The 24624-nt window shown below is 34.1% G+C and carries 27 protein-coding genes and 2 riboswitches; of the genes, 19 read left to right on the forward strand and 8 right to left on the reverse strand.

Annotation, left to right across the window (positions count from 1 at the left end):
* Window positions 1-10: 10 nt before the first annotated feature.
* From BN1242_RS11195 to BN1242_RS11215, 5 genes are all read left to right on the forward strand, one after another.
* Complete coding sequence (locus tag BN1242_RS11195; protein ID WP_420806026.1) at window positions 11-1465, forward strand: spore germination protein; 1455 nt, start codon at window positions 11-13, stop codon at window positions 1463-1465.
* Window positions 1466-1611: 146 nt separating this feature from the next.
* The gene (locus BN1242_RS11200; protein ID WP_062355867.1) at window positions 1612-1821 is read left to right on the forward strand and encodes a YqgQ family protein; all 210 of its coding nucleotides are present in this window, start codon (window positions 1612-1614) and stop codon (window positions 1819-1821) included.
* Window positions 1821-2786 (forward strand): ROK family glucokinase, encoded by a 966-nt coding sequence (locus BN1242_RS11205; protein ID WP_062355869.1) that lies wholly within the window; start codon window positions 1821-1823, stop codon window positions 2784-2786. Before BN1242_RS11200 ends, BN1242_RS11205 begins: the two co-directional genes overlap by 1 nt.
* Before the next feature lie 275 nt (window positions 2787-3061).
* Window positions 3062-4933, forward strand: coding sequence for an LTA synthase family protein (locus BN1242_RS11210; protein ID WP_062355872.1), 1872 nt, complete (start codon window positions 3062-3064; stop codon window positions 4931-4933).
* 317 nt (window positions 4934-5250) lie between these two features.
* Window positions 5251-6384, forward strand: coding sequence for a YqgU-like beta propeller domain-containing protein (locus tag BN1242_RS11215; protein WP_062355875.1), 1134 nt, complete (start codon window positions 5251-5253; stop codon window positions 6382-6384).
* 173 nt (window positions 6385-6557) lie between these two features.
* Here the strand turns inward: BN1242_RS11215 and BN1242_RS11220 are convergent, their stop codons facing one another.
* Window positions 6558-6740: a DUF2759 domain-containing protein gene (locus BN1242_RS11220; protein WP_062355878.1), complete on the reverse strand. Its 183-nt coding sequence runs from the start codon at window positions 6738-6740 to the stop codon at window positions 6558-6560.
* Window positions 6741-6910: 170 nt separating this feature from the next.
* On the opposite strand from BN1242_RS11220, the gene BN1242_RS11225 reads away from it, so the two are divergent.
* Both BN1242_RS11225 and BN1242_RS11230 read left to right on the forward strand, forming a co-directional pair.
* A complete protein-coding gene (locus tag BN1242_RS11225; protein ID WP_062355881.1) occupies window positions 6911-7540 on the forward strand; it encodes an MBL fold metallo-hydrolase in 630 nt (209 codons plus the stop codon).
* A gap of 23 nt (window positions 7541-7563) precedes the next feature.
* A complete protein-coding gene (locus BN1242_RS11230; protein WP_062355884.1) occupies window positions 7564-8628 on the forward strand; it encodes an SAM-dependent methyltransferase in 1065 nt (354 codons plus the stop codon).
* Between the two features lie 67 nt (window positions 8629-8695).
* On the opposite strand, the gene BN1242_RS11235 is transcribed toward BN1242_RS11230, so the two are convergent.
* From BN1242_RS11235 to BN1242_RS11250, 4 genes are all read right to left on the reverse strand, one after another.
* Window positions 8696-9604 carry an ABC transporter permease gene (locus tag BN1242_RS11235; RefSeq protein ID WP_062355887.1) on the reverse strand — a complete coding sequence of 303 codons (909 nt, stop codon included), beginning with the start codon at window positions 9602-9604 and terminating at the stop codon, window positions 8696-8698.
* On the reverse strand, window positions 9601-10542 hold the full coding sequence (locus BN1242_RS11240; protein ID WP_062355890.1) for an ABC transporter ATP-binding protein: 942 nt from the start codon (window positions 10540-10542) through the stop codon (window positions 9601-9603). The genes BN1242_RS11235 and BN1242_RS11240 overlap by 4 nt, the downstream gene beginning before the upstream one ends.
* Before the next feature lie 237 nt (window positions 10543-10779).
* Window positions 10780-11010 (reverse strand): DUF2626 family protein, encoded by a 231-nt coding sequence (locus tag BN1242_RS11245; protein WP_062355893.1) that lies wholly within the window; start codon window positions 11008-11010, stop codon window positions 10780-10782.
* Window positions 11011-11091: 81 nt separating this feature from the next.
* Window positions 11092-11793, reverse strand: coding sequence for a helix-turn-helix transcriptional regulator (locus tag BN1242_RS11250; RefSeq protein WP_062355896.1), 702 nt, complete (start codon window positions 11791-11793; stop codon window positions 11092-11094).
* Window positions 11794-12097: 304 nt separating this feature from the next.
* Between BN1242_RS11250 and comGA the strand changes: the two genes are divergently transcribed.
* From comGA to BN1242_RS11295, 9 genes are all read left to right on the forward strand, one after another.
* The gene (comGA, locus tag BN1242_RS11255) at window positions 12098-13216 is read left to right on the forward strand and encodes a competence type IV pilus ATPase ComGA (protein ID WP_275259455.1); all 1119 of its coding nucleotides are present in this window, start codon (window positions 12098-12100) and stop codon (window positions 13214-13216) included.
* On the forward strand, window positions 13167-14198 hold the full coding sequence (comGB, locus tag BN1242_RS11260; protein WP_158661066.1) for a competence type IV pilus assembly protein ComGB: 1032 nt from the start codon (window positions 13167-13169) through the stop codon (window positions 14196-14198). The genes comGA and comGB overlap by 50 nt, the downstream gene beginning before the upstream one ends.
* Before the next feature lie 11 nt (window positions 14199-14209).
* Entirely contained in the window at window positions 14210-14524 is a 315-nt protein-coding gene (comGC, locus tag BN1242_RS11265) for a competence type IV pilus major pilin ComGC (protein ID WP_072136191.1), read from the forward strand.
* Between the two features lie 29 nt (window positions 14525-14553).
* Complete coding sequence (comGD, locus tag BN1242_RS11270) at window positions 14554-15000, forward strand: competence type IV pilus minor pilin ComGD (protein ID WP_062355902.1); 447 nt, start codon at window positions 14554-14556, stop codon at window positions 14998-15000.
* Window positions 14984-15337, forward strand: a complete 354-nt coding sequence (locus BN1242_RS11275; RefSeq protein WP_158661067.1) for a hypothetical protein — start codon at window positions 14984-14986, stop codon at window positions 15335-15337. The genes comGD and BN1242_RS11275 overlap by 17 nt, the downstream gene beginning before the upstream one ends.
* A complete protein-coding gene (gene comGF / locus BN1242_RS11280; RefSeq protein ID WP_062355909.1) occupies window positions 15297-15764 on the forward strand; it encodes a competence type IV pilus minor pilin ComGF in 468 nt (155 codons plus the stop codon). The genes BN1242_RS11275 and comGF overlap by 41 nt, the downstream gene beginning before the upstream one ends.
* Window positions 15757-16137: a competence type IV pilus minor pilin ComGG gene (gene comGG / locus BN1242_RS11285; protein ID WP_158661068.1), complete on the forward strand. Its 381-nt coding sequence runs from the start codon at window positions 15757-15759 to the stop codon at window positions 16135-16137. The genes comGF and comGG overlap by 8 nt, the downstream gene beginning before the upstream one ends.
* A gap of 13 nt (window positions 16138-16150) precedes the next feature.
* A complete protein-coding gene (locus BN1242_RS11290) occupies window positions 16151-16651 on the forward strand; it encodes a shikimate kinase (protein WP_062355914.1) in 501 nt (166 codons plus the stop codon).
* Between the two features lie 94 nt (window positions 16652-16745).
* Window positions 16746-16973, forward strand: a complete 228-nt coding sequence (locus tag BN1242_RS11295; protein ID WP_062355917.1) for a YqzE family protein — start codon at window positions 16746-16748, stop codon at window positions 16971-16973.
* Window positions 16974-17100: 127 nt separating this feature from the next.
* On the opposite strand, the gene BN1242_RS11300 is transcribed toward BN1242_RS11295, so the two are convergent.
* Together BN1242_RS11300 and BN1242_RS11305 are read right to left on the reverse strand one after the other, a co-directional pair.
* Window positions 17101-17895: a YqhG family protein gene (locus BN1242_RS11300; RefSeq protein WP_062355920.1), complete on the reverse strand. Its 795-nt coding sequence runs from the start codon at window positions 17893-17895 to the stop codon at window positions 17101-17103.
* The gene (locus BN1242_RS11305; RefSeq protein ID WP_062355923.1) at window positions 17873-19558 is read right to left on the reverse strand and encodes a DEAD/DEAH box helicase; all 1686 of its coding nucleotides are present in this window, start codon (window positions 19556-19558) and stop codon (window positions 17873-17875) included. The genes BN1242_RS11300 and BN1242_RS11305 overlap by 23 nt, the downstream gene beginning before the upstream one ends.
* A 153-nt stretch (window positions 19559-19711) precedes the next feature.
* A riboswitch (glycine riboswitch) is annotated at window positions 19712-19800 on the forward strand.
* Between the two features lie 3 nt (window positions 19801-19803).
* Window positions 19804-19897, forward strand: a riboswitch (glycine riboswitch).
* Window positions 19898-19957: 60 nt separating this feature from the next.
* On the opposite strand from BN1242_RS11305, the gene gcvT reads away from it, so the two are divergent.
* The 3 genes from gcvT (at window position 19958) to gcvPB (ending at window position 24011) form a co-directional block, all read left to right on the forward strand.
* Window positions 19958-21055, forward strand: a complete 1098-nt coding sequence (gene gcvT / locus BN1242_RS11310; RefSeq protein ID WP_062355926.1) for a glycine cleavage system aminomethyltransferase GcvT — start codon at window positions 19958-19960, stop codon at window positions 21053-21055.
* 162 nt (window positions 21056-21217) lie between these two features.
* Complete coding sequence (gene gcvPA / locus BN1242_RS11315) at window positions 21218-22564, forward strand: aminomethyl-transferring glycine dehydrogenase subunit GcvPA (protein WP_062355929.1); 1347 nt, start codon at window positions 21218-21220, stop codon at window positions 22562-22564.
* Window positions 22557-24011, forward strand: a complete 1455-nt coding sequence (gene gcvPB, locus BN1242_RS11320) for an aminomethyl-transferring glycine dehydrogenase subunit GcvPB (protein ID WP_062355931.1) — start codon at window positions 22557-22559, stop codon at window positions 24009-24011. Before gcvPA ends, gcvPB begins: the two co-directional genes overlap by 8 nt.
* 140 nt (window positions 24012-24151) lie before the next feature.
* Here the strand turns inward: gcvPB and BN1242_RS11325 are convergent, their stop codons facing one another.
* Window positions 24152-24529: a rhodanese-like domain-containing protein gene (locus BN1242_RS11325; RefSeq protein ID WP_062355934.1), complete on the reverse strand. Its 378-nt coding sequence runs from the start codon at window positions 24527-24529 to the stop codon at window positions 24152-24154.
* Between the last annotated feature and the right edge of the window lie 95 nt (window positions 24530-24624).

The raw sequence follows: 24624 nt of genomic DNA on the forward strand, positions 1-24624 counted from the left end.
CATAATGGAGATGACAAAAAAAATTCCGTTACATAAAGATATAAATAAAAATATTTCCATATTGAAGGAATTATTAGGTGTAGAAAAAAGTTTTGACGTAATCCATCTAGATATGGTTTACGCAGAACGAAAAATGGCTATTTTTTTTATTGATGGTTTTATTAAAGATAATGTTTTTTTATTAATCCGGAAGGAACTAGCAAAATTAAAGCCTGAGGACCTTGCTGAAGATCCAGTAAAAAAATTCACCCATACACAAATACCGTATGTGGAAATTGAAAAAACGGATGATCTTAATAAAGTAGTTGAAGGAGTATTGGCAGGACCAACTGCTCTTTTAATCGATGGAATTGATGAGGCTATATTAATTGATTCCAGAACATACCCAGCAAGGGGACCAGAGGAACCAGATACAGAGAGAGTTGTTCGCGGTTCTAGAGATGGATTCGTTGAAACGATTGTTTTTAATACAGTGTTAACGAGAAGAAGAATTAGAGATAAATCATTACGAATGGAATATATGCAAGTTGGGCGCCGATCAAAGACAGATATCGTTCTATGTTATCTTGAAGATATTGCCGATCAAAACTTAGTAAAGGATATAAAAAGTTCTTTAGAAAAAATTGATACGGACGGGTTGCCTATGGCTGAGAAAACGATAGAAGAATTTATTTCTGGTCAACATTGGAACCCATATCCGACGGTTAGATATACGGAGCGCCCAGATACTGCGGCATCACATATTTATGATGGTCATGTAATTATATTTGTTGATGGGTCACCAAGTGCGTTAATTGCGCCAACAACTTTTTGGCATCATTTGCAACATGCTGAGGAATATCGAAATAAACCGATTGTTGGGGCATATTTACGTTTTGTCCGTTTTATTGCGGTTTGGGCTTCCATTTTTTTATTACCGCTTTGGTATTTATTTGCAGTCAAGCCAGATTTGTTACCGAAAGCATTAGCATTTATTGGTCCGAATGAAGATGGGCAAGTACCATTATTTTTACAATTTCTAATTGTAGAAGTAGGTATAGATATATTGCGAATGGCTGCAGTTCATACTCCGACCTCTTTAGCTACAGCCCTCGGTTTAGTTGCAGCATTAATGATTGGACAAGTAGCAGTAGAAGTTGGTCTATTGACTAACGAAGTCATCTTATATTTATCGATAGCTGCAATCGGGACTTTTGCTACTCCGAGTTATGAATTAAGTCTAGCCAATCGGATAATGCGAATCTTTTTGTTAATATTAACTGCATGGTTAAAAGTATATGGCTTTGTTGCAGGAATAACTGTATGGATTTTGTTATTAGTGACAATGCGGTCTTATAATGTGCCTTATATGTGGCCGTTTATTCCGTTTAATTTTAGAGCCTTTAGGGATGTATTAGTTCGTTCCCCCATTCCTTTACAACGAGCCCGTCCAGATATTTTAAATCCACAAGATCCAGATCGTTGATTAAACTGCTTTTTTAAGCAGTTTTTTTCATTCAATTATGGATATTTTTTGACAAGGAGATTACAGCTAACCTCATTTTTTTATTTTCAATGCGATTTTGTGAAAAGTATAGTATAATATAGTGGAAAATTAAGGGTGAGGTTGCCATGAAAACGATTTATGATGTTCAACAACTATTAAAAAAATACGGAATAATAATTTACGTAGGGAATCGGATTGCCGACTTAGAAATGATGGAATTTGAATTAAAGGAATTATATCAGTCCCAATTAGTTGACCGTAATGATTTTCAAATGGCGCTTTTATTATTACGGCACGAAATACAAAAAGAAAAAGATAAATTAGGTGATAAATAATGACAAAACAGTATATTTTTGCAGTAGACCTTGGAGGAACAACAACGAAACTTGCCTTTTTGACAGCAGAAGGTGGCTTTGTTGAAAAATGGGAAATACCGACAGATATTAGTGATAACGGTAAAAACATCGTGAAAAATATTGCTAAATCATTTCAAAATAAAGTACGTGACTTACAATTATCCACTACTGATTTTTTAGGAGTTGGAATGGGTACGCCCGGTCCTGTCGTTCATGGAGGAATCATATCAAAAGCAGTTAATTTAGGATGGGAAAATTATCCTTTAAAGGATGAATTGGAGCAGGAATTATCGATGCCAGCTTTTGTCGGAAATGATGCCAATTGTGCAGCCCTAGGAGAAATGTGGAAAGGTGCTGGAAACGGTAAAAGCAATTTAGTCTTCGTTACTTTAGGAACTGGAGTAGGCGGCGGGGTCATTGTTAATGGAGACATTGTTGAAGGAACGAATGGCGGTGCTGGTGAAATAGGCCATATGAGCGTTCAGTTGCAGAATGGATATTTATGTAATTGTGGAAAACATGGATGCCTTGAGACCGTTGCATCTGCAACAGGCATAGTGAAGATTGCTCTAGATACGTTAAAGCGATATGAAGGGAATAGTCCGCTTCAATCAATTTTAGCTGAGAATGGAAATATATCAGCGAAGGATATTTTTGACCATGCAAAAGAAAAGGATGAAATTGCTTTAGAAATTGTAGATCAATTTGCAAACTATTTAGGGTATGGATTAGGTACCCTTGCGACAATTTTAAATCCAGAGGCGTTTGTTATCGGTGGTGGGGTTTCGAAAGCGGGTACTATCTTGATTGAAACAGTGACAAAATATTACAATCAATATGCATTCCCACCATCACGTGAAGATACGGATATTCTTCTTGCTACGTTAGGAAATGATGCTGGTGTTATTGGAGCAGGGTGGTTAGTGAAGAAAAATATGTTGTAATACTTATAAAGAAATATCATACAAATAAACAAGGAGTTGTGACAAGCTCCTTGTTTTTTAGTGAAGATTCAATTTTCAAAAAATGGAATTTCATGAAACATTTAAGCGTTTTAACCGTCTAATAATAGGGGTATATAAATACACGGTCAATTTATTTGAATATGTATAAATAATTGCATTTGTTTTTAAAAAGTATTATTATATGATTTGTTTAAACATGAATGTGGATGCCATTATTTTACATTGTTCATTGTTAACAAAGGAGGCATTTTAGTATGAAGTTCCTAAAGCAATCTAAATTTGCGCTAATAATGATTGCAACAGTACTTTTATGGGTAAAAACATACATTACTTATAAAGCTACTTTTCACATTTCTACTGATAACGCAATGCAAGAGTTCATCTTGTTTATAAACCCGATTAGTTTTCTATTAATCATTTTTGGGATCTCCATGTTTTTAAAAGAAAAGAATCGTAATCGCTATATTTTAATTTCAAGTTTGTTAATTTCGGGCATATTGTATGCCAATATCGTTTTTTATCGGTTTTTCAATGATTTTATTACATTGCCATTACTATTCCAAACTAATAATTTTCGAGATTTAGATAGTAGTGTTATGGCAGAAATGCATTTAACAGATTTAGTATATTTCATAGATTTCTTTATTTTAGCATTAATTATTTATTTAAAACCGAAGTTTATCGAACACCAGCCATTTACTAAAATAAACCGTCGCGTTTTTTATTTAGTAACGGCAGCGATTGTTTTCTTTAACTTAGGATTAGCAGAAACAGAACGGCCACAATTATTAACGAGAACTTTCGATAGAGAGTTACTTGTAAAAAATATTGGACCATTTAATTACACTTTATATGATATATATTTGCAGTCAAAAACAACGGCACAGAAGGCGCTCGCTTCTAGTGATGATTTAGTGGAAATTGAAAACTACGTTAGAGCAAACGAAAAAAGTCCAAATCCGAAAATGTTTGGTAAGGCAAAAGGGAAAAATGTTATTTTAATTTCATTAGAGTCTACCCAAAGTTTCGTTATTAATTCAACAGTTAACGGACAAGAAATCACACCGTTTCTAAATGATTTTATAAAAGAAAGTTACTATTTTCCTAATTTTTATCACCAAACTGGGCAAGGGAAAACTTCTGATTCTGAGTTTCTAGTGGATAATTCGCTATATCCGTTAGGTCGCGGTGCGGTTTTCTTTACACACTCTAACAATGAGTTCCGCGCTTTGCCAGAAATATTATCTGAAAATGGTTATTTCACTGCTTCTTTACATGCAAATAATAAAGGCTTTTGGAACCGTGACATAATGTACAATGCATTAGGATATAATCGCTTTTATAGTATGGAAGATTACGAAATAACAGATGAAAATAGTATTGGCTGGGGGTTAAAGGATATACCATTTTTTGAACAATCGATTCAACATTTGCAAAATATGCCTAAACCTTTCCATGCAAAATTTATAACATTAACGAATCATCATCCATTCGAATTAGGCGAGGAAGATCAATTGATTGAACCATATAATTCAAATAGCAATACGGTAAATAATTATTTTGTAACAGTTCGATACACGGATGAAGCAGTAAAAAGATTGATAGAAGAGCTGAAGGCAAGCGGGATTTACGATGACTCCATCATTATTATGTATGGGGACCATTACGGGATTTCAGAAAATCATAATAAAGCAATGAGTCAATATTTAGGAAAAGATATTACTCCATTTGAAACCGCTCAATTGCAACGAGTACCGTTAATCATCCATATTCCGGGTGAAAAGGGGAAAACGATAGAAGAAGTCGGAGGACAAATTGACTTAAAGCCGACCATTTTACATTTACTAGGGATTGACACGGGTAGCGACTTAGAATTTGGTCAAGATTTATTTGCAAAAGGACGGACAGATTTAGTAGTTTTCCGTGATGGTCGTTTTATTACGAATCACTTTGTCTATGTCGATGGTATTTGTTACGATAAAAGTACTGGTGAACCGACAGATGAAGGATTATGTGGACCATATCGCGAAAAGGCATTAACAGAATTAGAATACTCCGACAAAATCATCTATGGAGATTTATTAAGATTTTTTGATGAAGATGGAAACATCATTAATAAAGAATAGCAAGTCAATATTTTTGGAGGACACATTTTTTCAATGTGTTCTTCTTTTGTTTTATATAAACGAGAAAAAAGTGTTATTTTCAATATCTTAATGGAAAGTTTTTTCGATCATGCATGCGGGCAGCCTTTGTTATTGTTTTTTTATTATTAATTGTCTTATTTTATTTGATAAACATTTTAATAATTACCTGGATATAGAAGTGTTTGTCATTTTACGTTTGATTTTGTCATCAATTATTAAAATTAATGCAATAAAAATGAAACATTTTTTATATGTATTCGTCTAATAATATAGATGGTGATGGAAGGGGGAGGTTAATGAAAAGAACACCTGTTGTACTTATGCTTGCTTTACTTTTATTTACTTTACTACTTACAAGCTGCCAAAATAATATTCATCAAGGAAAGACTAATTTACATAGTAAGAGATCAACTTCCCAAAATAATAATTTACTAAAGCCATTGCCTAATAAAGAAATAGTGCCATTGCAACTTAATGTCCAACAATTTCACGGAGTTACCGGCTGGCTGAACAATAATGAAGTATTAGTTATCGAAAATGAAGGTGATGGCTCTTCTATATATGCCTATAATATTTGGACCGGGTCAAAGCAAATCATCTATACCTCCAAATCACCAATCACTTCTGCAAAACTTAATCGGTCCCGTACATATTTGGCTATACACACTTCCAATATGTTTCATGAAGCGGCGATGACTATCTTTGATTTAAAAACGCAAAAACCGTTATATTCTACAAAAATAGAATCAACAGAAATTGATTATACATGGAATTCCTACTTAAATAGTGAATTATTAATTAGTGCCTTTCATGAAGATTGGACATTTTCAATGTATGTAGTGAATACAGACAATCAAACAATGAAGAAAATTGATATTCCTCAACCTTTTGCCGTTTGGAAAAGTGAAGAAGAATTAATTATGATTAACTGGGATACTAGCTCCATTGCTACAGAATCACCACTAGCTATTTGGAAAGATGGTCAAATCGAGCAAGCATTAGTTGGGCGGAATTTTTATCATATTAATGGTTGGAAAGATGTCATTTTAACCATTCGTACAGATTTGAAAAATAACCAAAAAGCATATATTTCCTTTTTCAATTCTTCACTTCAATTAATAGATGAGTTTCAAACTCCCCATTTGACTGCATACTCGGGTTGGGAAGTTCCTTTTTATGATCTAGTTAATAATTCGGAGTTTTTTATGGTTCAACCTTTAGAAAGCGGATTGAGTGATATGTATGCAGGAGGTTTTCAATTAGTTAAAAGGAATATAAAAACGGGAGAGTCAAAAATTTTACTTAATTTGAATGATAATTTACCAATTAGTTGTTCTCCAGAAGGAAATTATTGTTTAACTGGGTACTATTTTGAAAACATCATCACCTTTAACGACAAAAAAATACAACCGCTCATTATTTTAGAATAATTAACAAGTGGTCCTGGTTGAGTAAAGTTCTTGCATTAGATAAGGTGAGACATTTACAAAGATTAACAACAATGATTGGCGAGAGTAATGTTGGAAATTTAATAATAATGATATGTCGGACAGAAACGTACAGAGTAGTTTGCAAATAAAAAGACAGCCAATAAGCTGTCTTTTTATAATTCTGGATATCCTTGAAAATAAACAGTCATAACTGTAAAAAAGCCAAATACTGCAACGGTTAGCAAAGAGAAAACTAATCCTAAGTAGTTTTTCTTCTTAAACGTTGAAACGATTGCAAAAAGACCGAGTAACGTTACTAAGCCTGTGATAATGACTGTTCCGACTCCAACTTCCATGTTAAATTCCCCCTTGTTTCACCTTTAATAACATATACCCTGTATAAATAAAAACAATTCAATTCTATTTTATAATTCTTTTCCTCTTTTGTCGAGTTGCAATCGCTGTCTAATGAAAAATGTTATAATATATAAGTAGTTTAGTGAATAAGGTAAGGAGTGTAATTAGTATGAGAGTAGAGCAATTGGCTCTAGGTGCATTACAAACGAATTGTTATATTATATATAATCAAGACAAATGCATAATTGTTGATCCAGGTGGAGATGCCGGTAAAATTATTGATTGGATTTCACAAAATCAATCGCAGCCGCTAGTAATATTACTAACCCATGCTCACTTTGATCATATAGGGGCAGTAGACGAAATAAGAATGAAATATGAAGTGCCTGTATATGTTCATCAAAATGAAGCAGAGTGGCTACTGAATCCAAGTTTAAATGGTTCACAACTATTTTTTCCTAACTCAGTCGTGCGGACAAAACAAGCCGACCATTTCATTATGGGGGAAGGGGATTTCCAAATGGATGAATTTACCTTCCGTATTTTTGAAACACCTGGTCATTCTCCTGGAAGTATTTCCTTCTATAATGAAGAATTTCAATTCGTTATTGCTGGAGACGCTTTATTTAATGGAAGTATCGGTCGAACAGATTTACCAGGCGGAGATTACGAAACATTAATTAAATCAATTAAAACAAAATTATTAACTTTACCAGAAGAAACGATCGTCTTTCCAGGACATGGACCTCGAACGACCATTAAAAGGGAAAAACTAGTTAATCCGTTTTTGCAAAGTTAAACTTAGTTGTTTTGGGGGAGTAAATGAGAAAAATAGTGGAGGCAATACGAAATAGTGACAAAGGGGTTATTAGTTATCATACGTATATAAACTACGCATTGTACGATGAAGATTATGGATATTATTCAAAAGCGTCTAATAAAATTGGGAAAACCGGTGACTATTACACCTCTTCAGTTATGACACCGATATTTGCAGAAATAATTGCTGAGTATTTTATCAAAATGACAAATGAATACAATTTGCCTGTTCATTTTTATGAAGTGGGGAGTGGAACAGGAGATTTCGCCTATTTCTTTTTAGAACAAATAAAAAAACTATCAGCAAAATTATTGGATAAAATTCACTATTTTTCGGTTGAAAAAAGTAACTATCATCGACAGTTACAAAAAGAAAAATTAGGAAATTTTCCCGTTTTTTTTTATGAAGACATTTCTGAACTTCCGCAAATAAATGGTGTCGTTTTTTCCAATGAATGGCTAGACGCTTTGCCTGTCCATGTAGTCCAACAAGTTAATGGCGAATTAAAAGAAGTAGTAATAGGGGAGAAGAATGGAAGTCTCTATGAAAGATTGATGAAACTTAGTAATGAAGATATTATTACATATAGAAACGAGTATTTTTCTAGCAATATTCCAAACAATCATAGGCTAGAGATACCATTATCAATGGTGAGCAATCTTCGGGAATTATATCAAAAAATAATAAGGGGGATAGTGATTACCATTGACTATGGTTGGACGAATGCGCAATTAATCCATCCGAGCCGTCATACTGGAACGTTGCGAGGTTTTTATAAGCATCAATTGTTAAATAATATATTGACTAGAACAGGTGAAATGGATATTACACATGATATCCATATTGACACAATACAAACCCTAGGCGAGGCGTTTCAATTTACTACGAGAAGAGTATATAAACAATATGATTTTTTATATGAATTAGGATTACTAAGTAAATTGACGAATCACGAGAACAGTGATCCCTTTTCTATTGTCAGTAAAAGAAATCGAGCAATTCGTTCTTTAATCATGGATGACTCAATAAGTAGTGCTTTTTTTGTATTAATTCAGGAAAAATTATAAAATTAGGCTGTCCATCATCGATTAATGTAGGGTTCATTATTCGTGATGGGACAGCCATAATTAGTTTTTAAAAGCTAATATCCCTTCTTTGGAAGTAAGTGAAGGTAATTGCCATAAAGGCGATGAAATGAATCATTAAAATGGTTAAAGAAAACCATGCTGTCATCCCTTCAATATATACTCCTTCTGTATAGACACGCAAATCTAAGTTAGGGAATATTAAATATTTAAACCATTCATATCGATCAATTAAAATGGTAAATATTCCAGATAAAGTAGAGTTGATAAATAAAACGAAAATTCCTACACCTACTGCTAAAGCTTGATTTTTGAATAAAGTTGAAAGCATGAAAGAGATTGTGTTAATGATTAATAGTCCTGGCAAATAATATAGAACTGTCTGGAAGAAATGTTTTCCAATCGTTGTTTCAAAGATTTCTTCTTGAAATCCGAATCCCCCAAAACCGCCAAGTTGAATGGTGTTGGAAAATCCTCCACTTTTGAAAAAGATGAGACCGATTATGTATCCGCTGATGAAAAGGACAGATAACAAAAATAACGAGTAAATATTTACTGCGGCAAATTTCGATAATAGTATCTTCCATCTAGGGTGTGGCCGGATTAATAATTGCTTAATGGTCCCGTCCCCAAATTCACTTGATATATTTTGACTGACAACTACTACACTAAATAATGTTACAAAGGAGACTAAGTCTAAAACAATATAACGCATAAATTCCCATGTAGTAGGATCACTCTTTTCAGTTGTTGCTTGTTCGGAAGTTAGTGAAGTTTCATCTGATTGATCTGCTACTTCCACTTCAACTACAGGGCTCACAGCTTCCGTAATGAATCCATGAAACTTATTGAAGATGAGTGCACCGATGAATACGAACAGAATAATAAGCGTTGCATAAACAATTACCGTTTTTTTCCCAAATATTTTCATCAGTTCATTTTGAATTAAGGCAATCATTGTTTCACCTCCAGTTGGTTATTGTTCGTAATTTCGATAAAGCGATCTTCTAATGTTTTTCGGCTAATTTGAATTTCGAATATATTGACATTCTCTTTAACTAATGCTTCATTTACTTTTGCAATGTTATAATAAGTGACGTGAATGCTAAATTGAGTTTCATTTTTTCTTTCAATATTAGTAACATAAGGCAATGTTTCCAATACATTCATCGCGTCTTCCAGTGGAGAAACAGTAAATTGCACTTGTTTTACCATGTTTTCACTTTCGTCTTGCTGTTCGTGAATGGAGGCAATTTGGATTATTTTACCTTTTTCAATAATAGCGTAACGGTCACAAATTAATTCAATTTCCGATAATAGATGACTAGAAATTAAGATTGATATGCCTTCATTTGCAAGTTTCCGTAAATGTTCACGGAATTCTCTAATTCCTTGAGGATCGAGTCCATTTGTTGGTTCATCTAATACGAGTAATGTTGGACTATGTAATAATGCTTGAGCAATTCCTAATCGCTGTCTCATTCCTAGTGAATACGTTTTTACTTTTTGATTAATAGCATCTTCTAATCCGACAAACTGGACAATTTCGTTTATCTTGTCATTTGGAATAGGATTTATCGCCATCCGGGCGTAATGCTTTAAGTTTTGGTAACCTGTTAAATACTTATAAAATTCTGGGTTTTCAACAATTGCACCAATTTCATTCATCGCTTTGGAAAAGGATGTATCTGTATCTAAACCATTAACGATTACCTGCCCTTTCGTTCGGTTAATCAGTTTAACAATCATCCGAATTATCGTTGTTTTCCCAGCTCCATTTGGACCGAGCAAGCCAAATACTTCTCCTTTATTAATTTGAAAACTAACATCATCAACGATGCGTTTCTGACCAATCGTTTTCGTTAGAGATTTAACTTCGAGCGCATACTGTGCCATAAAATTCCTCCTTTTAAACCTATCAAACAGTATATACATACGGATAATAAGGAAATAGGTTCCAATTTCAAGAAAAAAGATAAAAAAATTTGCAAGCTACTACTCCAAATCCAGCTTTTCCTGTTTAGAAAAAAACAGAAATAAAAAAAGTCTAGCAGTGAATTACTACTAGACAGATTTGATAGGCGCATACTCCTAAATAATATTTTTAGCAGGAGGGCCTTGATTTTTCATAAATTACATGACGAAAACGGTGTAATAAGAAAATGCTGCAAAGAAAATTGTTAAATAGGCACCGAATATGTACATATACATTCGTTCTGATAGACGCAAATAACCTAATAATAGAAAAAATCCTGTTTGCGCTAAAAATAATAATGCCATCGTATAAAATTTCTCGCCACCCACGAAAAACATAACACTAAAAATAGCAGTCCAGAATGCCAATACTCGGAACATTCGATCCACTATTGTTCCCCCCTTTGCACATCAAATAACCACTCCCTTACATTATACAGAGAGTGGTTCTTATTGTAAACCTTTACCTTACTATTTTGAAATATTAATATTGTATGAGCAAGAATCGCATCCGTCAATTAAATTTTGAGTTCCAATTAACTCAAAATCTTCGAACAATGATTCTAATAAACCTTTAATAAAAGCTATATGCATATTACAAGTTTCTGTCTTATGTTCTTTAGCAATTTCGTTAAAAGGACAATTAAAGATTTGGAAAAAGAATTTTTTCTCGTTTTCTTTAATATATAAATCAGGATAAAAACCTAGCATAGTAGATGTAGTTTTCAATATATCGATTTTTTGTTCAAAGTTAAGTTGCTCTTTTGTCATGGATCGTTTTGCTAACTGGGACTCCATTAATTCAACACCGTAACGTTTACCAGTTTCATATAGCGCGGTTTCTGCTAGTTCTCCTAATTTTAACATTGAATCGATGGCAATTTTCGCTAATAGTCGATAATCTCGAAACGGAAAGCTAAGTTCAATAACATCATCTGATAAGCGGTAAATTCTACTCGGTCTTCCGCCACGCCCTGTTTTTTTGTTTTCTGATTTTAACATGTCCACATCTTCTAATTTGGATAGATGGAGCCGTGCAACATTTGGGTGGATTTCAAATTCATCTGCAATTTCTTGAACAGTTACTTCTTTATGCCGCTTTGTAATGTATTCATAGATTGAATACCGTGTTGGATCAGCAAGTACGTTTGTAATTTTTAATGTTTGTTCCATGTGATCACCTCATGTGGGCGTTTTTCTTTATTATAGTATAATTAATGTTGTAATGGAATGAATGAAAGGTTAAGTTTCTTAATTGTTAGAAAATGTTCACATTAAGTTTACAAGTTATTCACTATTATTTATACCGAAACGGAAAAATATTGTGTATTTATTAAATGATGCTCTTACTAGATTCATTGGATTAATAAAAAGTTAACTAGTATTATTTTAAAAAGAAAATGAACATTATTTATTGACGAAACGAATAAAACATTGTATATATATTATTAATGTTAATAGTTTTGTTAGGAGTGTGATGAAACTTGTGACGATGACGACAGAACAAAGAGCAGAATTTCTTATTAAAATGGCAGTGAAATATCGAGCAACTGATATTCATATTGTACCAAAGTCTAACGAAAGCATCGTTTTTTTCCGCATTCACCACAAACTTATTCAAAAATTTACCCTCACTCATGAAGAATCAGACAAAATAATCTCTCATTTAAAGTTTCAGGCAGCAATGGATATAGGTGAAAAAAGAAGGCCACAAAATGGCTCGTTTTCCATTACTTATGAAAATAAAAAAATCGGACTCCGTCTATCCACTCTTCCTTCTATCTTTTCAGAAAGTATTGTTATCCGTATTTTACCACAACAAGATTTTCTCCAAATTGAACGATTATCATTATTCCCACAACAAACAAGAATCATCTTATCATTGCTAAAATATTCTCACGGGATGATTGTGTTAACAGGACCTACTGGAAGTGGAAAAACAACAACCTTATATTCCTTACTACGTCATTCCACGAACTTTTTACAACGAAATGTCATAACGTTAGAAGATCCTGTTGAAAAGCAATCAGATGAAATATTACAAGTTCAAGTGAATGAAAAGGCGGGTATTACTTATAGCACTGGTTTGAAAGCGATATTACGGCACGATCCTGATATTATAATGGTTGGGGAAATTCGTGATGCAGAAACAGCAAAGATTGCTGTCCGCGCAGCATTAACAGGGCATTTAGTATTAACGACGATGCATACGAAAAATGCGAAAGGCGCATTATATCGACTACAAGAATTCGGGATAAGTTGGGCTGATATGGAACAAACGATTGTGGCAGTGACAGCTCAACGTCTCGTTGAACTTATTTGTCCTTACTGTCTAGAGGATACATGTTCGATATATTGTGCAAAAAATGAGGAAAAGCGTGCAGCCTTATTTGAACTATTATATGGTCGTTCATTGAAACAAGCTTTTCTCGAATTAAAGGGGGTGAGAACGAAACCGAATTTTCCCACTTTAAAAAATTTACTTAGAAAAGGGGTGGCTTTAGGTTTTATCCGTGAGAAGGAATATGATCGCTGGATTCATTCATTTGAAACAGAAAATGTGGAATATGAAAGATCAAGCCGACTTTCTAACTAGACTTGGCACACTGTTAGGACAAGGATATTCTTTAAATCAAGCTTTACGTTTCTTGATCTATCAAGTAGATGAAAACAACCGTTCCGTAATTTATAACGCTATAGGTCAACTAAATGCAGGTGAAAAGCTTTACTCTGTGTTAAATGCTTCCCGGTTTATGCCAGTTTGCGTTAGTTTCACTTATTTTGGTGAAAAAAATGGTGACTTACAAAAAAGTCTTATAACGGCTGGATCACTACTGAAAAAGCAATTGAATAACCGGCAGCAAGTAAGAAAATTATTATCTTACCCGCTTTTTTTACTCTCTTTTACCTTTATTTTATTTGCTATTATGCAATCAAATATTTTACCCCAATTTCTCCACTTATACGATTCTTTTCAAGTGGAGCCCAATTTGCTTATTCGTATGTTAAATTCCTTGAATGAATATAGAACATTTTATTTATTACTCCTATGTTGTTTCATGTTGATGATAGTAATCTTTTATCGCTTATTTTTAAACAAAGTTCAGCCTCATGAACGTATGTGCTTATATAGTAGGTTGCCGATCATCGGCAAAATAATAAAACTTTGGAATACGTACTACTCCGCATTCCATTTAAGTCAATTGTTGCAAGCAGGAATTTCTTTAAATGAATCATTACAGTTATTAGGAAATGATCCACAAAAGAAATTTTTAAATACTGCTTGTCAAATCGTGCAAAAAAGATTATTAGAGGGGGTTGATTTTTCCCGAGCAGTGACAGTAATCCCTTATTGGAACGAGGAATTAAGCTTTATTATTCAACATGGTCAAATGACAGGACGATTAGCAGGAGAGTTAGAAACATACAGTACGTATTGCCTTGAGGAATTTTCTGAGCAAATCGAAAAAATCATCAAAATACTGCAACCATTCATTTTCCTCATTATTGGAATATGGATAATTACTTTATATATTTCGTTATTACTACCAACTTTTCAAATGATAAATAACATGTAAGGAGGATTATTGTGAAATATTGTAAAAATAGCCGTGGATTTACTTTAATTGAAATGATGGTCGTTTTATTTGTGATTACTATTCTATTAATTATTACCATTCCTAACGCTACGAAACATAATGAAACGATAAAGACGAAAGGGTGTGATGGTTTAATAAAAATGGTAGAAGCACAAATGCAAGCGTATTTAATTGATGAAGGCGTTGAAGCGAATTCTATTTCAGAATTACAGTCGAAAAACTATTTGCCAAATGAAGAATTAAAATGTCCTGGTGGAGAGACGGTAACGATAGAAAACGGGAAAGTTGTTACTAGTAAGCTGTAATTAAACAATACAAAAAAGGTGCAAAAACGATGTGGATTAGGAAAAGCCAAAAAGGCTTTACGTTAATAGAAGTGCTTCTCGCATTGACCATTTTTTTAATGTTAGTTTCTTTTTTACCACCATTATATACTTCCCTTTCTGATAAAATCGAAACGAAAATTTTTTTACAACAATTAGAGGAAGATTTATATTATGCGCAACAATATGCAATGGTAAACCGAACACCCGTATATTATCAAGTGTATAAATCGATGAATGAATACCGAATATGGCCCTTTGGTCAGGATGTAATGATTAGGAGGAAAATACCTGCAAATATTACTGTGGATGGAGGGACAGTGTTAAGTAATTATTTTAAAAGTAATGGTAATGTTCCTAGTTTTGGTACGATCCATTTTCAAAAAGGAAAAAAACTTTATGTTTTAACGTTGCATATCGGAAGGGGGAGATTTGTTATAAGTGAACATGATAAATAAAGGAATAAAAAGGGAGGATGGCTCAGCGTATTTAGATATGTTAATTGGCTTTTTTATATGGATAATTATCGCTACAACTGTAGTTCCACCATTTATGTCCATCCAACTACTTAGAAAACAATTACTATTAGAAAACGAGGCAAAATACATTTTAACGAATGAAATGATAAAAGGGATTTATCAAATACAATCTGAAAAAATTGTTGTAGGAACTAGTGGGACGGAGTATCGGATAACAGTAGAAGATACTGTATTTGGAAGAAACTATTGCATTAATTATCAATTGAGGAAAGCAGATGAAAAAAATATTTGTCAATCGTTGGAAATTAACGGATGATGGTTTTACTTTACTAGAGATGTTGCTTTCGCTTTCGATTTTTATTTTAATAACGATGTTCATAACTATAGCATTACCGCTTCTGAAATATTATGCAAATTCAGAGGAAATTACTTTTCAAATGCAGTGGGAAATCTTTTTGAATCAAGCAAAGATTGAGTTGCGAAGTAGTGAACGTGTTTTAATAAATAGAAAAAATCAATTAGAAATTTACAACAAAAAGGGTGAGATAATTACTTATGAAAAGTATAAAGATCAATTACGAAGAAGGGTAAATCAAGCGGGACATGAATCATTACTTTATCGCGTCCGCTCTATCAAATTTGATTTATTTGATAAAGGGGTTGTCATTACTGCTCAGTATGAACAGGGCAAAATATATCAAGCGCAAATTTTTTTACCGTTTACTATTATCGAAGTTGCTTAATCGGGAAAGTGGCTTTATTTTTCCCTTTTCCTTATTTCTCTTACTTTTATTTACTACAATAACTATTTATTCCATAATGAAATATGAAACAGAAAAACGGTTCTTTTCTGTAACAAAAAGCAGTTATGAACTAGAATTAAGTTTGCATTTTGCTTATGAAACTATTAACAAAGAAATACAACTGGAACAAGAAGTAAAGAATAAAATAATTCGGCTTAACAACAGCACTATCACGTATTCGATAAAAAATCATTCTGTAGATGAATGGGAAGTTATGATAGAATGTATAACAGACAATGGAGCTACTTTAAAAAATCAATATATTTATCATGCTGGAACGAAATCAATTTCGAAATGGATTATGGAATATTAAAAGAGGGATAGGAATGCAAACGACAATTATTTATTTAATTGGATTTATGGGTGCAGGAAAAACTACTATCGGAAAAGAATTAGCAAAACAATTGAATTGGAAGTTTTATGATACAGATGTAGTCTTGCAAAAGAAGTATCATTTCTCAATTCCTGACATTTTTTCCCAATTTGGAGAAAATAGATTTAGAATCATGGAAAATGAAGTGTTAAAAGAATTGTCGAACTATAGAGCGGTAATTGCAACAGGAGGGGGAATTGTCGAAGATCAAGAAAATCTTATCCTTATGAAGGAACGAGGTCTCGTTATTTATCTTAGTCATCCTTTCCAAGCAAGCTATGAACGGATAAAAAATGACAAATCAAGACCGTTACTAAAGAAAACGACAACCGAATTGAATAATATTTATAACAAAAGGCTTCCATATTATCAACAAGCAAATATGACGATCGAAACGAACGGAAAATCACCATTGCAAATTGTTTCAGAAATCCTTTCTTTATTGAAAAAATAGGTAATCCTTTTTTATGAATTTCATTTTTCAAATGTTTAATAGTACTCGTTCCTGGTCATCCTATAACTAAAACATTACTTATAGGTGATTTAAAATGAAATCTAATGACTATGTTAAATTTTTAACTCAAACAGTTATCCAACATTTTGATACTCCGAAAGAAGAACGGAAACGAATAAAAGTTGAGCGAAAACAAGTTCGCGATCCTTTTATGCATAGATGGTTTGGAATCATGCCATTTGTTGTCGGTAGCGGTATTAAAATGGCTAAAGAAGAAATCGTTGATAAAAGTAAAATTATCCTAAAAAGATATAAAAGATGATGTTGGTAAGACATGCGATAACTTTTAAGTTTTGGAATTAAAACCTAATATAATGATTATGTTGGCTATCCTAAAATAGGGATCATTCACTCTTAGGATAGCCCTTTCTTTAGGGAGAGGAATTCGATTATTGAAATGCTTCCTTCGTTAAATAAAACAGCCCTCCATTAATAATAGAAATGATAATCTTTGGTTCGTATAACTGCTCTATCGCTGCTTTTTCAATCTCATAACTTTCCGGCTTTTCCTCTATTTCCTCATAAAACTGATTAAGCAGTTGCAAATCTTCTTCTAGTCTTTCTAATGCAGCATTTGCCCATGACAAATCTTCTTGTTTAATCTCATTTTCTAAAAACTGTCTAATCCGACCGATACCACTTTTTGGCATAATTAACGGGGAATAAGTAAAGGCAAAATCAGGTATTTTCGGCACTAAATTTAAAGATTTTTCCAGCAAACTAAAATGAAAATTATCTATCATTTGTCCGTTAAGCAAATTAAGTCCGATGGAACGAAACCGGTCTTTTTTTAAATCACATTGATAACTAACAGCAACATTTAAGCAGAGCCACGGGATAAGTGGAATTTGTTTCGTTGGCTCTCCATTCCTATTTTCAAATAAACGGATAAAACTGCCTTCTTCCTTTGTTAAATGGAAAATTTGATGTAAGCGCGGAGAACCAAAATGGATATGTTCGCCTTTTTGATCGCTTGAAAAATTAGTAATAAATGTAAGTTTTTGAGGGTTGGGAACACCGCCTGTTTTTTCTATATAATGCCAGTAAAAAGGGCGATTCATTAATGCTTTATCCATCTCTACCGTTAATTGAACGGTTAAATAATCCTTCGTTTTTTCTTCAATTGAACATTCAACAGACTCAAAAAAATCGCATAAATAATTATGAATTGCCTGCTGCTCCATGTAATTCTCCCCCTTCTTTATAGTTTTGTGCCAACTCAATCATTGCTGTTAAATTTTGCATTTTTATGCGAATTTCCCCTTCAGAACTCGAGTGATAAAAGATATCTTGTAAATGTTCTTCGAAGTTCCCAAAATCTAATTTCGTAAGGATTTCATCTAAGTCGCCGATAACTCGTTCAAATAAATGTATTTTTTCATATAGTAAGCTTAAAATATGCTCTTCAATCGTTCCTTTTGTTGCGAAATTATATATTTTCACATCATTTTCTTGTCCTAGTCGATGAACCCGGCCAATTCTTTGTTCCAACCGCATCGGATTCCAAGGCAAATCAAAATTAATCATATGATGACAAAATTGTAGATTGATTCCTTCACCACCAGCTTCGGTTGCAATCAGTACTTGTGCTTTTGATTGGAACAAGTCTTTCATCCAATCTTTTTTACCACGCTTAAAACCCCCTCTAAAGGGAACGGAACTGATTCCGTGCTGTTTTAAAAACCATTGCAAATATAGCTGGGTAGCCCGATACTCCGTAAAAATAATGACCTTATCATTAATGCCTTTAATCAACTCGAGCGCTTTTTCTGCCTTTGAATTTACTTTAATTTGATGAATTAATTGGACAATTTTCTCAGCAAAATCCTTTAATTGTTGAGAAGGCTCTTCATTTTTCTCTAGCATATTTTTTACTGTGACGAATACTGCCTCCCTACTGCTGACGGCTTCTCTTTGCAAAGTTAAAATAGAAAAAGCATTATTAACGGTTGAATGATTTGACCGGTATTTTGAGATCGCCTCATATAATTCTCTCTCTTCGGTCGATAAATCGATAAAAACCGTCTCCACAATTCGTTTTGGCCAAGCTATTTTCGTATCTTGCCGGCGATTACGAATCATTACTTTATTTACTAACGCCTTTAAATGGGCATCCGTAATATGCTGTTTTTCCCGCTTATATTTCTCGAGAAACTGGGAATAGCTGCCTAAATACCCTGGTTTTAAGATAGATACTAAATTAAAAATCTCTTCGATTTTATTTTGAATTGGTGTGGCTGTTAACAATAAACAATATTTCTTCTTCAAGTTTTGAACAAATTCATAGTTTTTTGTTTTATGATTTTTTAATTTATGTGCTTCATCTATTATAACTAAATCATAGTTCTGTTCGAGTATCGTTTCTTTATGTGGAGTTCTTTTGGCAGTGTCTAAAGATGTAACAATTACATCATAGACATCCCAGCCGAAGCCTTTTTTCGGACCAATCGCAGGGATATAAAACTTACTATTTAACTCGAACACCCATTGTGAGACGAGCGAGGCAGGGACTAATATTAAAACTTTTTTTACTAAACCGCGAATCATATATTCTTTTAGAATTAAGCCCGCTTCAATCGTCTTACCTAATCCGACTTCATCTGCTAAAATTGCTTTCCCGTTCATATGCTCAACAACTTGTTTGGCAGCTTCTAATTGGTGCGGGAGCGGCTTTAACTCAGGAAGAAATCTAGGGGCTTGCAATCCCTTAAATTCGGGAATGATTGTATGCTTTTTCGCTTCAATCGCCAATTTATACAAATTCCAATTCGCCCAAGGTCCATCCGTCGCTAATCTTTTTAAAAATTCCTCTTGCCAAGAATTGTCGAATTGGATTGTTACATCCATAGAAAAGACCACTCCTTTATATAAGTAGAAAAGTTGCGAAAATCCTATTGCCAATGATACGATAGTAGTTGAAAGTTTAGAAAAATAACAATATGAAAAGAAAAGTTGTAATATAAAAGTAGTTTAACCAAATGAAAGAAAAATATGTAGCGGATGAAAATGCGGGGAGAGACTACACTTGTAGCGCCGAAGGAGCAAGTAATTATTACGAATCTCTCAGGCAAAAGAACTCGTATTGGACGCAACTCTGGAGAGTGCTTTTTCAACAAAAAGCCGCCAACGGGGAAATTAGTTGTTGATTCATGAACAGCTGAGAAACTCTCAGGCGACAGGACAGAGAACTCAATTTTTATGGGTATTCTGTCTTTTTTTATGATTTTTAGGAAAGGGGTCGAGGATATGGATAATTTAAAACGAACACCGCTTTTTCAAAAGTATCAGGAATGGAATGCAAAGACGATAGACTTTGGTGGATGGGAGTTACCAGTACAATTCACTAGTATTAAAGCTGAGCATGAAGCGGTTCGAACGAAGGCGGGATTATTTGATGTTTCCCATATGGGAGAAATTTTAGTTACTGGAGAGACATCACTGTCGTTTTTGCAGCAAATGATGACAAATGATTTGTCGAAACTTAAAATTGGTAGAGCTCAGTACAATATTATGTGTAATGAAGCCGGCGGAACAATAGATGACTTGTTAATTTATCATTTAGAAGAAAACGTGTATTTATTAGTAGTAAATGCTGCCAACAGTCATAAGGACTACGAATGGCTAATGAAACATCAGATAGACGGTGTAACTATTCAAAACGTTTCTAATGAATATGCCTTACTAGCAATTCAGGGACCAAAAGCTGAAGAGGTTTTACAAAATCTAGCTTGTGAAAACTCATTAGTAGAAATCGGATTTTTTCAATTCAAACAAATGAAACTCGGAAAAGTAACGGCGATCGTTTCACGAACTGGATACACAGGAGAAGATGGTTTTGAAATTTATTGTAATAGTAAGGACGCAGTATATTTGTGGGACGAAATTTTATCTGCAGGGGAATCAGCTGGATTAGTACCTTGTGGGTTAGGTGCAAGGGATACGTTACGATTTGAAGCATGCTTGCCATTATATGGTCAAGAATTATCGGAAAGTATTTCGCCTCTAGAAGCTGGACTCTCGTTTGCCGTAAAGACAGCGAAAGAAGCAAATTTTATCGGTAAAGAAGCATTAATCGAACAAAAAAATAATGGTGTTAAACGAAAATTAATCGGAATTGAAATGATTGACAAAGGAATACCGCGTCATGGGTACGAAGTTTTTGTTAATGATGACAAAATCGGATTTGTTACTTCTGGAACTCAATCACCTACTTTGAAGAAAAATATCGGCCTTGCTTTAGTGGATGCGTCATATGCAAATGTAGGCAATGAATTGACCATTAAAGTTCGCGCGAAACAGTTAAAAGCAAAAGTAGTTCCAACCCCATTTTATAAACGAAAGTAATTTTTCGTTCAGACTATTAAAAAATAAATGCTTACAATTAAGTACGTTTGATTTCTGCTTAGTGTATTTCACAGAAATGTGTTGTATTCAAGTCTCATAAATAAAGCTAAATAAATCAATTGGAGACTATATAGTTGATTACATAGGAAAGGGGTATGTTCGATGAATTTTCGTTATTTGCCAATGACGGAACAAGATAAAAAGGAAATGCTTCAAGAAATTGGAGTAGCTTCTATTGACGAATTATTTTCAGATATACCGGAAAAAGTTCGTTTTAAAGGACAATTAAATATTAAGGAAGCTAAATCAGAACATGAGTTATTTAGTGAATTATTAACACTATCTGAGAAAAATGCTAACTTACTAACTTATAAAAACTTTTTAGGGGCAGGGGTGTATCAGCACTATATTCCAGCAATAGTCAATCACGTTATTTCCCGTTCGGAATTTTACACAGCTTACACTCCTTATCAACCAGAAATTTCACAAGGTGAATTGCAAGCGATTTTTGAATTTCAAACATTAATCTGTGAATTAACGGGAATGGATGTCGCTAACTCCTCTATGTACGATGGGGGTACTGCTTTAGCGGAAGCAGCAATGCTAGCCGCAGGTCATACGAAGGGAAAGAAAATATTAATTTCAGCTGCTGTTCATCCAGAGTATCGGGATGTTGTAAAAACATATGCAAAAGGACAGCACATCGAAGTCGTTGAAATACCGGAACGAAATGGTGTAACAGATATCGATAGTTTGAAACAATTGATGTCAGATGAAGTGGCTGGAGTTATTGTCCAATATCCGAATTTTTTTGGGCAAATTGAACAATTAAAAGAGATAGAACCAATCGTCCATCGTTATAAAGCACTATTTATCGTATCAACTAATCCAGTCGCCTTAGGAGCACTAACTCCTCCAGGGAAATTTGGCGCAGATATCGTGACAGGAGATGCGCAACCGTTTGGAATTCCCGCATCTTTTGGGGGACCGCATTGCGGATATTTTGCCGTCACGAAAAAATTAATGCGAAAAATACCAGGCAGACTTGTGGGACAAACAACGGATGAAGATGGCCGCCGTGGTTTTGTATTAACTTTACAAGCGCGAGAACAACATATTAGAAGAGATAAGGCAACATCTAATATTTGTTCCAACCAAGCGTTAAACGCATTAGCTGCTTCCGTCGCTATGACTGCTTTAGGAAAGCAAGGGATAAAAGAAATGGCTATTTTAAATATAAAGAAAGCCCACTATGCAAAAAACCTTTTTCAAAAACACGGGTTTGAAATTGCTTTTGAAGGGCCGACATTTAATGAGTTTGTAGTAAAAGTAAATAAACCATTAAAAGAGATTACAAAAAAATTATTAGAAAAGAAAATTATCGCTGGGTATGATATACAACAAACGTATCCACAATACAAAAATCATTTACTTGTTTGTGTAACGGAAATACGCACGCGGGAAGAAATCGAACAGTTTGTTAAAGAAATGGGGGCTCTTTATGCATAACAAAGATTTACCACTCATTTTTGAAATTAGTAAGCCTGGTCGAGTCGGGTATTCGTTGCCGGAATTAGACGTAACCGATGTAGAATTAGAAGATTTAATTCCAAATGATTATGTGAGAACGGAAGAAGCGAATTTTCCAGAGGTTTCGGAACTTGATATCATGCGTCATTATACTGCCCTTTCGAAGCGAAACCACGGAGTAGACTCAGGTTTTTACCCGCTTGGTTCATGCACGATGAAGTACAATCCGAAAATTAATGAAGATGTAGCAAGACTTCCTGGATTTGCCCATTTACATCCGTTACAAGATGAATCTACTATCCAAGGTGCTTTGAGCTTAATGTATGACTTGCAACAATCATTAAAAGAAATTACTGGGATGGACGAGGTAACACTACAACCGGCTGCAGGTGCCCACGGAGAGTGGACGGGATTAATGATGATTAGAGCATTTCATGAGGCAAACGGTGATTTTAATCGGACGAAAGTGATTGTCCCTGACTCTGCTCACGGCACGAATCCAGCGTCTGCAACAGTAGCTGGTTTCGAAACAGTAACGGTAAAATCAAATGAAAACGGCCTTGTAGACATCGAGGATTTAAGAAAAGTCGTTGGCCAAGATACAGCAGCATTAATGTTAACGAACCCTAATACACTAGGGTTATTTGAAGAACAGATTTTAGAGATGACCGAGATTATTCATGGGGCAGGCGGCAAAGTATATTATGATGGGGCAAACTTAAATGCAATTATGGCGAAAGCACGTCCAGGTGATATGGGGTTTGATGTCGTTCATTTGAATTTGCATAAAACATTTACAGGTCCCCACGGTGGGGGTGGCCCAGGTTCCGGACCGGTTGGTGTTAAAGCAGAATTAATTCCATTTTTGCCAAAACCAGTATTAGTAAAACAAGAAGATAAATATGTTTTTGACTACAATCGTCCGCAATCGATCGGTAGAGTTAAGCCGTTCTATGGAAATTTCGGTATTAATGTTCGTGCCTATACTTATATCCGGACAATGGGCCCAGAAGGTTTAAAACAAGTAACAGAATATGCTGTACTAAATGCCAATTATATGATGAGGAAGCTTGCAAACTATTACGATTTACCGTATGACCGTCATTGTAAGCATGAATTTGTGTTAAGTGGCAAACGGCAGAAAAAATTAGGCGTTAGAACACTCGATATTGCCAAACGTTTGCTTGACTTCGGTTTTCATCCGCCTACAATTTACTTCCCGCTTAATGTGGAAGAGTGTATGATGATCGAACCGACAGAGACAGAATCGAAAGAAACGTTAGATTCTTTTATTGATGCAATGATTCAAATTGCAAAAGAAGCAGAAGAAAATCCTGAAATTGTGCAGGAGGCTCCGCATTCCACTGTCGTTAAACGATTAGACGAAACACAAGCAGCACGCAAACCGATTTTAAGATATTCATAAGGATAATTAAAAAGGACTGCCAATATAAGTTTATTTAAGATAATTCACTATCATCTCATAACTTATAGGGCAGTCCTTATTTTTGTTATTTCACTCATCGATTGGTACCATGTGAACCCACTGACGGAGAAATACTTTTTTTAGTTTTTCGTTTTCACTTTACCTGTCCATTTTTTAAAGCCGCCTTTTAAATGGTAAAGCTGTTTGTATCCATTTTTGTGAAGAATTTGGGCAGCCCGACCACTTCGGGAGCCACTTTGACAGTACAAATATACTGGCTTATCTGGGCGAATTTCTTTTAGCCGCATTTTTAACTGTGTAAGCGGAATATTTCTAGCTCCTAATATATGTCCACCTTCAAATTCATTTGGCTCTCTAACGTCAATTAATTGCGCCTTCCGATATCCTTCAATAAATTCATCTTGCGTTAAAACAGTTAATATTCTCTTTTGTTGAAAATAGTTAAATAAAGTATAACCGATAATAAGGATGAGAAGGGCTAGTAAAATATAAATCATCTCTTGTAGAACTCCTTTCAAAAAAAATCCACACTACCTATTATATAAATGATTATATAAAAGCGCAAAGAGAAAATAAATTCAAATAGAAAAAT

The organism is Bacillus kwashiorkori (assembly GCF_001375515.1).
GTDB classification, from domain to species: domain Bacteria; phylum Bacillota; class Bacilli; order Bacillales; family Caldibacillaceae; genus Bacillus_BK; species Bacillus_BK kwashiorkori.